This is a genomic window from Thauera aminoaromatica S2, assembly GCF_000310185.1.
GTDB lineage: Bacteria > Pseudomonadota > Gammaproteobacteria > Burkholderiales > Rhodocyclaceae > Thauera > Thauera aminoaromatica.
On record NZ_AMXD01000120.1, the window covers coordinates 1 to 11,452 of the forward strand.

The 11,452-nt window shown below is 66.9% G+C and carries 13 protein-coding genes; 9 read left to right on the plus strand and 4 right to left on the minus strand.

Features of this window, described 5'->3' with window-relative positions:
* A partial coding sequence (coaBC, locus tag C665_RS15210; protein ID WP_004321242.1) for a bifunctional phosphopantothenoylcysteine decarboxylase/phosphopantothenate--cysteine ligase CoaBC occupies positions 1-1,169 on the minus strand: 1,169 nt, incomplete at its 3' end.
* A gap of 78 nt (positions 1,170-1,247) precedes the next feature.
* Between coaBC and radC the strand changes: the two genes are divergently transcribed.
* From radC to rpmG, 3 genes are all read left to right on the plus strand, one after another.
* Positions 1,248-1,925: a RadC family protein gene (gene radC / locus C665_RS15215; RefSeq protein ID WP_004321243.1), complete on the plus strand. Its 678-nt coding sequence runs from the start codon at positions 1,248-1,250 to the stop codon at positions 1,923-1,925.
* Positions 1,926-2,072: 147 nt separating this feature from the next.
* Positions 2,073-2,309 carry a 50S ribosomal protein L28 gene (gene rpmB / locus C665_RS15220; protein WP_002924478.1) on the plus strand — a complete coding sequence of 79 codons (237 nt, stop codon included), beginning with the start codon at positions 2,073-2,075 and terminating at the stop codon, positions 2,307-2,309.
* 25 nt (positions 2,310-2,334) lie between these two features.
* Complete coding sequence (rpmG, locus tag C665_RS15225) at positions 2,335-2,502, plus strand: 50S ribosomal protein L33 (RefSeq protein ID WP_004321245.1); 168 nt, start codon at positions 2,335-2,337, stop codon at positions 2,500-2,502.
* A gap of 141 nt (positions 2,503-2,643) precedes the next feature.
* Here rpmG and C665_RS15230 read toward each other — a convergent pair whose 3' ends face one another.
* Positions 2,644-2,847 (minus strand): cold-shock protein, encoded by a 204-nt coding sequence (locus C665_RS15230; protein ID WP_004321247.1) that lies wholly within the window; start codon positions 2,845-2,847, stop codon positions 2,644-2,646.
* Positions 2,848-3,235: 388 nt separating this feature from the next.
* Between C665_RS15230 and clpS the strand changes: the two genes are divergently transcribed.
* The 4 genes from clpS to aceA all read left to right on the plus strand — a co-directional run bounded on the left by clpS (position 3,236) and on the right by aceA (position 8,156).
* Entirely contained in the window at positions 3,236-3,544 is a 309-nt protein-coding gene (clpS, locus tag C665_RS15235; protein WP_004321249.1) for an ATP-dependent Clp protease adapter ClpS, read from the plus strand.
* Positions 3,545-5,818: an ATP-dependent Clp protease ATP-binding subunit ClpA gene (gene clpA / locus C665_RS15240; protein WP_004321251.1), complete on the plus strand. Its 2,274-nt coding sequence runs from the start codon at positions 3,545-3,547 to the stop codon at positions 5,816-5,818.
* Between the two features lie 166 nt (positions 5,819-5,984).
* Positions 5,985-6,464, plus strand: a complete 480-nt coding sequence (rraA, locus tag C665_RS15245; protein ID WP_004321254.1) for a ribonuclease E activity regulator RraA — start codon at positions 5,985-5,987, stop codon at positions 6,462-6,464.
* Between the two features lie 378 nt (positions 6,465-6,842).
* On the plus strand, positions 6,843-8,156 hold the full coding sequence (gene aceA / locus C665_RS15250; protein ID WP_004321256.1) for an isocitrate lyase: 1,314 nt from the start codon (positions 6,843-6,845) through the stop codon (positions 8,154-8,156).
* A gap of 257 nt (positions 8,157-8,413) precedes the next feature.
* On the opposite strand, the gene C665_RS15255 is transcribed toward aceA, so the two are convergent.
* Positions 8,414-8,953, minus strand: coding sequence for a Spy/CpxP family protein refolding chaperone (locus C665_RS15255; protein ID WP_004321258.1), 540 nt, complete (start codon positions 8,951-8,953; stop codon positions 8,414-8,416).
* A 196-nt stretch (positions 8,954-9,149) separates the two neighbouring features.
* Between C665_RS15255 and C665_RS15260 the strand changes: the two genes are divergently transcribed.
* Positions 9,150-9,920: a response regulator gene (locus C665_RS15260; protein WP_004321260.1), complete on the plus strand. Its 771-nt coding sequence runs from the start codon at positions 9,150-9,152 to the stop codon at positions 9,918-9,920.
* On the plus strand, positions 9,917-11,233 hold the full coding sequence (locus tag C665_RS15265; RefSeq protein WP_004321262.1) for an ATP-binding protein: 1,317 nt from the start codon (positions 9,917-9,919) through the stop codon (positions 11,231-11,233). The genes C665_RS15260 and C665_RS15265 overlap by 4 nt, the downstream gene beginning before the upstream one ends.
* On the opposite strand, the gene C665_RS15270 is transcribed toward C665_RS15265, so the two are convergent.
* Positions 11,185-11,452, minus strand: a 268-nt coding sequence (locus C665_RS15270) for a glycerol-3-phosphate dehydrogenase C-terminal domain-containing protein (RefSeq protein WP_281054729.1), incomplete at its 5' end; no start/stop codon positions are given. The genes C665_RS15265 and C665_RS15270 overlap by 49 nt on opposite strands.

The following is an 11,452-nucleotide window of genomic DNA, read 5'->3' on the forward strand; positions in this document are numbered from 1 at the left end:
GCGAGGTGGGCGACGATGCCGCGCGCCACCTCGGCCTTGGCCGCACGCGGCAGCGGGTGGCGGCCGGCGTCGTCGTAGAGGATCACGGTGTTGTCGTCGCCGCCCATGCCGTCGCTGACCAGGTTGCCGACCAGCATCGGCAGCCGCTTGTTGCGTCGCTTGCCCTCGGCGTAGGCGTCGAGGTCGCGGCTCTCGGCGGCGAAACCGACGCAGAAAGGCGCGTCGGCATGTGCGGCCACCTCGGCAAGGATGTCCGGGTTGGGGGTCAGCGCGATGTTCATGGTATCGGCGGACTTTTTCAGCTTGTGTTCGGCACTCGCCAGCGGCCGGTAATCGGCCACCGCGGCCACGCCGATGAAGACGTCCGCACCCGGCAGCGCGTGGAGCACCGCGTCACGCATCTCCAGCGCGCTGGTCACGCTCACGCGCCTCACCTCGGCCGGCACCGGCAGGCTCACCGGTCCGCTCACCAGCACCACCTCCGCGCCCGCCTGGGCGCAGGCGCGCGCGAGCGCGTAGCCCATCTTGCCCGAGCTGATGTTGGTGATGCCGCGCACCGGATCGAGCGCCTCGAAGGTCGGCCCGGCGGTGAGCACGACCTTGCGTCCGGCGAGCAGCTTGGGCACGAAGAAGCCCTCGAGGCGTTCGAGCAGCTCCTCCGCCTCGAGCATGCGCCCCATGCCGACCTCGCCGCAGGCCTGGTCGCCCGCCGCGGGACCGAACACGGCGACGCCGTCGGCGCGGATCTGCGCGACGTTGCGCTGCGTCGGCGGCGATTCCCACATCTGGCGGTTCATCGCCGGGGCGACGATCAGCGGCACGGCGCGCGCCAGGCAAAGCGTGCTGAGCAGGTCGTCGGCGTGGCCATGAGCGAGGCGGGCAAGGAAATCTGCGGTCGCCGGGGCGACGAGGATGGCATCGGCGTCGCGGCCGAGATCGATGTGCGCCATGTGGTTGGGCATGCGCGCATCCCACAGGTCGGACCACACCGGATTGCCCGACAGCGCCTGGTAGGTCACCGGGGTCACGAAGCGCGCCCCGCCCTCGCTCAGCACCACGTGTACCTCGGCGCCGGCCTTGCCGAGCAGGCGCACCAGCTCGGCCGACTTGTACGCGGCGATGCCACCGCCAACCCCGAGGACGATCTTGCGATTGCTCAACATGCTCATGACGATGAACTATACTCCGCGATGGATCGATGCATTCTGGATAGGCCGACAGGCCACGACGAGGGAGGCGGACACGCGATGGCGATCACCGACTGGCCTGCGGACGAACGTCCGCGCGAGAAGCTCCTCGCCCGCGGCGCCGCGGCGCTGTCCGACGCGGAGCTGCTGGCGATCTTCCTGCGCGTGGGCATCCGCGGGCAGAGCGCGGTCGACCTCGCCCGCGCGCTGCTGTCCCGCTTCGGCACCCTGACCCGCATGTGCGGCGCCGACGCGAACGAGTTCGCCGCGGTACCTGGCATGGGGCTGGCGAAGTATGCCCAACTGCAGGCGGTCATGGAACTGTCGCGGCGGGCACTCGCCGAGACGCTGGTTGCACGCCCGCTGTTCGATTCACCCCAGGTCGTACGCGACTGGCTGCGCCTGCGCCTCGGACACCTGCCCCACGAGACCTTCTGCGTGCTGCTGCTCGACGCACGCCACTGCCTGATCGAGGCGGTGGATCTCTTCCGCGGCACGCTCACGCAGACCTCGGTGTATCCTCGCGAGGTGGTCAAGCTCGCCCTCGCGCGCAACGCCGCGGCCGTGATCCTCGCCCACAACCATCCCTCCGGTGCCGCCGAGCCGAGCACCGCCGACGAGCTGCTCACGCGTGCGCTGAAGGACGCTCTCGGCCTGGTCGACGTGCGCGTGCTCGATCATTTCGTGGTGCCGGCGCACGGTCATCCGGTATCATTCGCCGAACGCGGCCTGCTTTGAGGTTCCGCCCGCCCTTCCGCTCCGGCCCCGGACCCTGCCTGGCATTCCACCCTGCGAACACGACGAAGGTACGCGGGGCTTGCCTCGACCGCGCTTCTTGCATTATCCTCGCACGTTTTCCGCAATCAGAATTCCCTGGAGCATCGTATGGCTCGCGTCTGCCAAGTGACCGGTAAAGCACCGATGGTGGGAAATAACGTTTCCCACGCCAACAACAAGACCAAGCGTCGTTTCCTGCCCAACCTGCAGAGCCGCCGCTTCTGGAGCGAAGGCGAGAACCGCTGGATCCGCCTGCGCGTGTCCAACGCGGGTCTGCGCACGATCGACAAGAAAGGCATCGACGTCGTCGTTGCCGAGCTTCGCGCCCGTGGCGAGAAGCTGTAAGCAACCGAACTGAACGGAGAAGGCCATGGCCAAGGGCATCCGCGAAAAGATCAAACTGGAGTCGACCGCCGGTACGGGTCACTTCTACACCACCTCGAAGAACAAGCGCACCACACCCGGGAAGCTCGAGTTCAGCAAGTACGACCCGGTCGCGCGCAAGCACGTGCCGTACAAGGAAGTGAAGCTGAAGTGATTTGGCGCGGCGGTTGCACGCAACCGCCCGGCAGAACGCGGCAGCTCCAGAAAACCGGAAGGGCCATCGGAAGATCCGATGGCCCTTCTGTTTTTTCGCCCGCCACCGGCAGTGGCGGGCACGATCACATGCGCCGCGGAATCACGCGCGCTGGATGTTCGAGGCCTGTTTGCCCTTGGGACCCTGGGTGACGTCGAAGGAGACCTTCTCGCCTTCCTTCAGGCTCTTGAAACCGCTCATCGTGATGGCGGAGAAATGTGCGAACAGGTCTTCACTTCCATCATCCGGCGTGATGAAACCGAAACCCTTGGAATCGTTGAACCACTTCACGGTACCAGTTGCCATATTGCTTGGATCCTTCAAGGTTGCTTGTTACACCGCGGCCTTCGCAAACCGCGGTCGTGTGGGCGCTGACAGGGACCAAAACCACCTCCGGAAGCCCCTCGGGATCAGGCTCGAGCCGGCGCTCGCCTTCTTTTTTACGCATTCGGCACGGCAGCGTCAACGGGATTTCGCGCGGTTTCGATCGCGCAGCGCAACATGAATGCGCACGGACCCACCCCCATCCCGAGCGCGATTTCGCGCCTGGCGCGGAGATGCGTTCATGCCGCAGCGCAAGAAGCCTGTTTCGGGCAGTGCGCGCCAAACCACACTCTGCATGGGGTTTTCCCGGGACTCGACGCGCACACGAAGCGCGTGTTGCACTCTGCTTCGACTTCATTAGAATGATTTTATGGGCACCCGAAAACAAGACGATCTGGTCCTGGAAGCCAAGCGGACGCGCACGCGCCCGCCCCCGCTCTTCAAGGTCATGCTGTTGAACGACGACTACACGCCGATGGATTTCGTCATCGTCGTCCTGCAGAAATATTTCGGCATGGATCGCGAACGTGCCACGCGAGTCATGCTCCAAGTCCACAGAGAGGGCATGGGGGTATGCGGCGTCTTTCCCAGGGACATCGCCACGACCAAGGTGGAGCAGGTCACCTCGTTTGCTCGTCAGCATCAACATCCGCTGGCATGCGTGATGGAGGAAAATTGAATGATCGCGCAAGAGCTTGAAGTCAGCCTGCACATGGCTTTCGTCGAGGCACGGCAGAAGCGCCACGAGTTCATCACCGTGGAGCATCTTCTGCTTGCCCTGCTGGACAACCCTTCCGCCGCCCAGGTGCTGAAGGCGTGTGCCGCCAACATCGACGAGTTGCGTCGCGAACTGACCGGTTTCATCGAAGAACACACCCCGCGCATCGAAGGCACGGACGAGATCGACACCCAGCCCACGCTGGGCTTCCAGCGCGTGATCCAGCGCGCGATCCTGCATGTGCAGTCCTCGGGCAAGAAGGAGGTCACCGGCGCAAACGTGCTGGTGGCGATCTTCGGCGAGAAGGACTCGCACGCGGTGTATTACCTGCAGAAGCAGAACATCTCGCGTCTCGACGTGGTGAACTTCATCTCCCACGGCATCGCCAAGGCGCCGCCCCAGGGCAACCCGCCGCAGGGTCGCAGCGAACCCGAGCAGGGCGAGCAGGAGCAGGAAGAGAAGTCCTCCGGCGGTGCGCTGGAGAGCTACACGCAGAACCTCAACCAGCAGGCGCTGGTCGGCAAGATCGACCCGTTGATCGGCCGCGAGAAGGAGGTCGAGCGTGTCATCCAGACCCTGTGCCGCCGGCGCAAGAACAACCCGCTGCTGGTCGGCGAGGCCGGCGTGGGCAAGACCGCGATTGCCGAAGGCCTTGCGCGTCGCATCGTCGAGGGCCGCGTGCCCGAGATCCTCGAGAACGCGCAGGTGTTCGCGCTCGACATGGGTGCGCTGCTCGCCGGCACCAAGTACCGCGGCGATTTCGAGCAGCGCCTCAAGGCCGTGCTCAAGCAGCTCATCGAGAACCCGAACGCGATCCTCTTCATCGACGAGATCCACACCCTGATCGGCGCCGGTGCGGCCTCGGGCGGCACGCTGGATGCGTCCAACCTGCTCAAGCCGGCGCTGTCCTCGGGCCAGTTGAAGTGCATCGGCGCGACCACCTACAACGAGTTTCGCCAGATTTTCGAGAAGGACCACGCGCTCTCGAGGCGCTTCCAGAAGATCGACGTGGTGGAGCCCTCGGTGGCCGAGACCGTCGAGATCCTCAAGGGGCTCAAGAGCCGCTTCGAGGAGCACCACGGCATCAAGTACAGCAGCTCTGCACTCTCCAGCGCGGCGGAGCTGTCGGCCAAGTACATCAACGACCGCCACCTGCCCGACAAGGCGATCGACGTCATCGACGAGGCCGGGGCGGCGCAGCGCATCCTGCCCAAGTCCAAACAGAAGAAGACCATCGGCAAGAACGAGATCGAGGAGATCGTTGCCAAGATCGCCCGCATCCCGCCGCGCACCGTGTCCAACGACGACAAGGCCGCGCTGAAGACGCTCGAGCGCGATCTCAAGAACGTGGTGTTCGGCCAGAATGCCGCGATCGAGGCGCTTGCCAAGGCGATCAAGATGTCGCGCTCCGGGCTCGGCAACCCGCAGAAGCCGATCGGCTCCTTCCTGTTCTCCGGCCCCACCGGCGTCGGAAAGACCGAGGTCGCCCGCCAGCTTGCCTACACGCTGGGCATCGAGCTGGTGCGCTTCGACATGTCCGAATACATGGAACGGCACGCAGTCAGCCGCCTGATCGGCGCGCCCCCGGGCTACGTCGGCTTCGACCAGGGCGGCCTGCTCACCGAGCAGATCACCAAGAAGCCGCACAGCGTGCTGCTGCTCGACGAGATCGAGAAGGCACATCCGGACATCTACAACATCCTGCTGCAGGTCATGGACCACGGCACGCTGACCGACAACAACGGTCGCCAGGCGGACTTCCGCAACGTGATCATCATCATGACCACCAACGCGGGCGCCGAAGCGATGCAGAAGTCGGTGATCGGCTTCTCGGCCAAGCGCGAGCCGGGCGACGAGATGGGCGACATCAAGCGCCTGTTCACGCCGGAGTTCCGCAACCGGCTGGACGCGATGATCTCGTTCAAGGCGCTCGACAACGAGGTCATCCTGCGCGTGGTGGACAAGTTCCTGATGCAGCTCGAGGCCCAGTTGCACGAGAAGAAGGTCGAGGCCCACTTCAGCGACGAGCTCAAGGCCTGGCTGGCCGAGAAGGGCTTCGATCCGCTGATGGGCGCGCGCCCGATGGCCCGTCTGATCCAGGACACCATCCGCTCGGCACTGGCCGACGAGTTGCTGTTCGGGCGGCTCGTCAATGGCGGCAAGGTGACCATCGACCTCGACGAGGACGACAAGGTGAAGCTGGTGTTCGAGGAGACGGAAGCGGCCACGGCCTGATTCCGCCCCTTCCTCGCAAGACGGCATGCCGGCGGAAACGCGGCATGCCGTTTTTCATGGCCGCCCCACCCGCCCGGCGGAGTCCCCCCTGGCCACGTCGTTTATCATGCCTGCTCCCGCGCCGACCATCCGGCGCATCGCCACACTTCTTTCTCGAGGAGCCCGCATGAACATCCAGACCGCCGACCTCTGCGACGCGCACGAGGACAAGCTCGCCGTCGTCGCCCCCATGTTCGCCAGCTACGGCGGCCGCCCGTCCTTCGGTGGACCGATCGCCACGCTGAAGATCTTCGAGGACAACTCCTTCGTCCGCAAGGCACTGGAAGGACCCGGGAATGGCCGCGTGCTGGTGATCGACGGCGGCGCCTCGATGCGCTGCGCCCTGGTCGGCGACCAGCTCGCCGAACTCGCGGTGAAGAATGGCTGGGCCGGCATCCTCGTGTACGGCTGCATCCGCGACTCCAAGGCGATCGGCGAGATGGACCTCGGCGTCTTCGCCCTCGGCACCCACCCGAAGAAGACCGTCAAGCGCAACGTCGGCGAGGTTGACATCCCGGTGGGCTTCGGCGGCGTCACCTTCCAGCCCGGCCACCACGTCTACGCCGACGAGGACGGCGTGGTCGTAAGCGCGGAGCCCTTGCTCTGAGCGGCGCCGGGCTTGCTTCGCTGCCCATGTGAGGCCCTCGACGCACCGCAAGCGCCCGGAGGAGGGATCGCGACTCGCGTCGCGCCTACCGGAACCGCCGGGCGTGCAATGCAGCAGAGCGACGCCGCCTTTCCGTTTCACAGCGCTCCATTTCTTTTCACGATACAAAACGCGTTTAACAAGCCTTTGTTTTAGATAGAAAAGATTTTTTCTTATGTCTTATATAAGACATATTGCTGCTGCGCGGAATGCCTCCTATACTCTCTTCCCATCTGCAGTGTCCTTTCTCCCTCGAAAACCGCTGCAGCCGGAACACCGCGACCGGTGCCTGAACCCGCCGCGATGCCTGACCCCCTCCTGCATTCATAAGGACGCATCATGACCCTGACCCGCGAACAGCAAATCGCCGCCCTCGAAAAAGACTGGGCCGAGAATCCCCGTTGGAAAGGCATCAAGCGCGGCTACTCCGCGGCCGACGTGGTCCGCCTGCGTGGCAGCCTGCAGCCCGAGTACACCCTGGCCCAGCGTGGTGCCAAGCTGCTGTGGGAGCGTGTCAATGGCGGCGCCAAGAAGGGCTATGTGAACGCCTTCGGCGCGATCACCGCCGGTCAGGCGATGCAGCAGGCCAAGGCCGGTCTCGAAGCCGTGTATCTGTCCGGCTGGCAGGTCGCCGCCGACGGCAACACCTCCGAGACCATGTATCCCGACCAGTCGCTGTACGCCTACGACTCGGTCCCGACCATGGTTCGCCGCATCAACAACACCTTCAAGCGTGCCGACGAGATCCAGTGGTCGCGTGGCATCAACCCGGGCGACAAGGAATTCGTCGACTACTTCCTGCCGATCGTCGCCGACGCCGAGGCCGGTTTCGGCGGCGTGCTGAACGCCTTCGAGCTGATGAAGAACATGATCGCCGCCGGCGCCGCCGGTGTGCATTTCGAAGACCAGCTCGCTGCCGTGAAGAAGTGCGGCCACATGGGCGGCAAGGTGCTGGTGCCGACCCAGGAAGCCTGCGAGAAGCTGATCGCCGCCCGCTTCGCCGCCGACGTCATGGGTGTGCCGACCATCATCCTGGCCCGCACCGACGCCGAAGCCGCCAACCTCATCACCTCCGACCACGACGCCAACGACAAGCCCTTCCTTACCGGTGAGCGCACCCAGGAAGGCTTCTACCGTGTCAAGAACGGCCTCGAGCAATCGATCAGCCGCGGCGTCGCCTACGCCCCCTACGCCGACCTGGTGTGGTGCGAGACCGGTACCCCGGACCTGGGCTTCGCCCGCGAGTTCGCCCAGGCCGTGCATGCCGCCCACCCCGGCAAGCTGCTGTCCTACAACTGCTCGCCGTCCTTCAACTGGAAGAAGAACCTGGACGACAAGACCATCGCCAAGTTCCAGGACGAACTCTCGGCGCTGGGCTACAAGTACCAGTTCATCACCCTGGCCGGCATCCACATCAACTGGTTCAACACCTTCAAGTTCGCCCACGCCTACGCCCGCGGCGAAGGCATGAAGCACTACACCGAGATGGTGCAGGAACCGGAATTCGCCGCTCGCGAGCAGGGCTACACCTTCGTGTCGCACCAGCAGGAAGTCGGCGCCGGCTACTTCGACGACGTCACCACCGTGATCCAGGGTGGCTCGTCCTCGGTCAAGGCGCTGACGGGCTCGACCGAAGAAGAGCAGTTCCACTAAGAGACTGCTTCCCTCATAACGGGGGAGGAGACGGAAGGCCACCCTGCGGGGTGGCCTTTTTCGTTTTTCGACGATGACCCGCAAACCGATCTGGCGTCATCGCACCCGCAGTTCCCGCAGAGCCACGCAGGATCCGGGCGGGACTGCAGTGTGCGGGACCGCCCGATCGCGACTTGCGCCGCGCCTGCCCGAATACACCGGGGCCCTCCCGAAGGACGGCCCCGGACCTCGAGACAAGCCGCGGATGCGGCGAGGCGTCAGCCGCGGCCCGGCCCCATGCTGCCACCGTCGCGCGGACCGCCGCCCTTCATGCCGCGCTCGCCCTTGCGGCCCATCTTCTCGAACTCCGCATCGAACACCGTCTTCTGCGCATCGCTCAGCGTCGCATAGAAGGTCTCGACCGACTTGCGCGCCTCGCCCATCTCGGCCTGGCGCAGCTTGCTCATCTCCTCCATGCGCTGCATGCGCTCGATCGCCGTCTTCGGCGGCTCGGCGGCGCGGCGCTCGGCCATCATGCTGCCCATGCGCTCGGCGCGCGACTTCATGTCGGCCTTGAAGCGCTCGAAGGCGGGCTTCTGCTCGGGCGCCAGGGCCAGCGCCAGTTCGAGGCGTGCCATGTGCAGCTCGGCGCGCGCGGCCATCTTCGCCTTCATCTGCTCGGGCGCCATCTGCGACCAGCCGGCCTTGCCGCCGCGCGGGCCGTCGCAATGGCCGCCCCAGGCCAGCGCTGCGGTGCTGCCGATGGCGCCGGTGGCGATGATGGCGGCGGCGATCGAGGTCTTGATCCAGTTTTTCATGATGGCTCTCCTGTGGGTTGCTTGTCCGTGTTGCCCGTCCGTTCGGGCGACGGAGCCATTTGAACACCGCGATGTAAGCCGGATTTGTCCGCGCGGCACGCGTTTGCAGCCTGATGTCTCGGCAGCGCCCGCAGATACGCTGGGATACAAAGCCGGACCCACCCCGCCTTATGATCCAGGCCATGGAGAACACCGCATGAATACGTCCGACCACATCCTCATCGTCGACGACGACCGTGACATCCGCCAGCTGCTTGCCGACTACCTCGAGAAGCAGGGACTGCGCTGCACCACCGCGGCCGACGGGCGCGAGATGAAGGCAGCGCTCGAGACCCACCGCATCGACCTCATCGTGCTCGACCTGATGATGCCCGGCGAGGATGGACTCACCCTGTGCCGCAACCTGCGCGCGAGCGGCGGGCCGCACGCCAACACCCCGATCCTGATGCTCACCGCGCGCGGCGAGGACATGGACCGCATCATCGGCCTCGAGATGGGTGCCGACGACTACCTCGCCAAGCCCTTCGTGCCGCGCGAGCTCTTCGCCCGCATCCGCGCGGTGCTGCGCCGCACCCGCGCGTTGCCGCCCAACCTCGACGCCGCCCCGCCCGCCAACGCGCGCCTGCTGCGCTTCGCGCACTGGCGCCTGGACACGATCAACCGCCACCTGGTCGACGCCGAGGGCACGGTGGTCGCGCTCTCCGGCGCCGAGTACCGCATGCTCGCGGTCTTCCTGTCGCACCCGCAGAAGGTGCTGTCGCGCGACCAGCTCATGGAACTCACCCAGGGACGCGAGGCCGACGTGTTCGATCGCTCGATCGACCTGCTGGTGAGCCGGCTGCGCCAGCGCCTCGGCGACAACGCGCGCGAACCGGCGATCATCAAGACCGTGCGCAACGAGGGCTACGTGCTCGCCGCCGAGGTCGTCGCCGAGACCGCGGACACCGACGGGAGCGGCGCGCGATGAGCCTGCCGCTGCCGCGCAGCCTGTTCGCCCGCCTGATGCTGATCTGGCTGGTCGGCATGACACTCGTGCTGGCGGTGAGCCTCGCGCTCTTCCTCGGCGAGCGCGAGCGCATCGGGCGCAGTGCGCTGTTCGAGGGCGTGGCGCAGGAGATCGCCAGCGTCGCCGAGCTGCTCGACCGCATGTCGCCGCCCGAGCGCGAGCGCTGGATCGACGAGATCGGCCGCCGCCGCCTGCGCCTCGCGCTGCGCCCACCGCACGATCACCTGCGTCCGCTAGCCGACGACCACCCGCTGCAGACCGCGTTGCGCGAGGCCATGCCGCAACGCCCGGCCACGCTGTACACCCATCCGCGCGACGACCGCCCCCACCCCGGCCTGGCGATCGTGCTCGCGCTCGCCGACGGCACCCCGCTGCAGGTCCGCCTGCCGGGCATCCCGCCGTTGCCGCCGATCATGCCGCATCAGCGCGGCCCCTTCCTCGCCGCCCTCGCCGCGCTGGTGCTGGGGGTAGGCTTGCTCACCTGGATCGCGGTGCGCATCGCCACCCGGCCGCTGTCGCGCATGGCGGAGGCGGCGCGCGCGCTCGGCGAGGACCCGACGCGCGCACCCATGGACACGCGCGGCCCCACCGAGGTCGCCCAGGCCGCCGCCGCCTTCAACCAGATGCAGCAGCGTGTCGCCGAGCACGTCGCCGAGCGTACCCGCATCCTGGCAGCGATCTCCCACGACCTGCAGACGCCGATCACCCGCCTGCGCCTGCGCGCCGAAATGGTCGACGACGAGGGCCTGCGCGCGCGCATCCAGTCCGACCTCGACGCCATGCAGGGCCTGGTGAAGGAAGGCCTCGCCTACGCGCGCAGCCTGGACGAACGCAGTCCGGCGCAGGCGATCGAGCTCGGCCCCCTGCTGCAGGCCCTCGCCGAGGATGCGCGCGACATGGGCTGGACCGTGCGCGTGCCCGAGGGAGCGCAGGGCCGCATCGTCGGCAACCCCTCGGCGCTGCGCCGCGCGCTGTGGAACCTCATCGAGAACGCAGTGAAGTTCGGCGGCAAGGTCGAGGTGGCGCTGGCCTGCGTGGGCGAGCACTGCGAGATCCGCGTCCGCGACCACGGCCCCGGCCTCGCGGAGGACGAGCTCGAGAAGGTGTTCGAGCCCTTCTACCGCACCGAAGCCTCGCGCAACCGCGAGACCGGTGGGACCGGGCTCGGGCTGGCGATCACGCGCAACCTGCTGCATGCCCAGGGCGGCGAGGTCACGCTGCGCAATCACCCCGACGGCGGGCTGGAGGCGGTCGTGCGGCTGCGCGTGCCGTAGCGCGCGGCGAGCGCGCGGAAGGTCGCGAGCTCGGCCGCGCGCCGCTGCGCGCTCCAGCCGAGTTCCGCCGCGAGGAGGTCGGCCACAGCAGGCGCCACCGCCGCGGCCGCCGCGGCATCGAGGAAAAGCGCGCGGCTGCGGCGCGCGAGCACGTCCTCGACGGAAAGGGCGAAGTCCTCGCGCAGCGCGCGCCGCACCGCCGCGGCGCCGGGCAGCACG

Excerpts from the sequence above, each read along its gene's own strand:
- radC (WP_004321243.1), top strand. The coding sequence starts at position 1,248 with ATGGCGATCACCGACTGGCCTGCGGACGAACGTCCGCGCGAGAAGCTC.
- rpmB (WP_002924478.1), top strand. The coding sequence starts at position 2,073 with ATGGCTCGCGTCTGCCAAGTGACCGGTAAAGCACCGATGGTGGGAAAT.
- rpmG (WP_004321245.1), top strand. The coding sequence starts at position 2,335 with ATGGCCAAGGGCATCCGCGAAAAGATCAAACTGGAGTCGACCGCCGGT.
- C665_RS15230 (WP_004321247.1), bottom strand. The coding sequence starts at position 2,847 with ATGGCAACTGGTACCGTGAAGTGGTTCAACGATTCCAAGGGTTTCGGT.
- clpS (WP_004321249.1), top strand. The coding sequence starts at position 3,236 with ATGGGCACCCGAAAACAAGACGATCTGGTCCTGGAAGCCAAGCGGACG.
- clpA (WP_004321251.1), top strand. The coding sequence starts at position 3,545 with ATGATCGCGCAAGAGCTTGAAGTCAGCCTGCACATGGCTTTCGTCGAG.
- rraA (WP_004321254.1), top strand. The coding sequence starts at position 5,985 with ATGAACATCCAGACCGCCGACCTCTGCGACGCGCACGAGGACAAGCTC.
- aceA (WP_004321256.1), top strand. The coding sequence starts at position 6,843 with ATGACCCTGACCCGCGAACAGCAAATCGCCGCCCTCGAAAAAGACTGG.
- C665_RS15255 (WP_004321258.1), bottom strand. The coding sequence starts at position 8,953 with ATGAAAAACTGGATCAAGACCTCGATCGCCGCCGCCATCATCGCCACC.
- C665_RS15260 (WP_004321260.1), top strand. The coding sequence starts at position 9,150 with ATGAATACGTCCGACCACATCCTCATCGTCGACGACGACCGTGACATC.
- C665_RS15265 (WP_004321262.1), top strand. The coding sequence starts at position 9,917 with ATGAGCCTGCCGCTGCCGCGCAGCCTGTTCGCCCGCCTGATGCTGATC.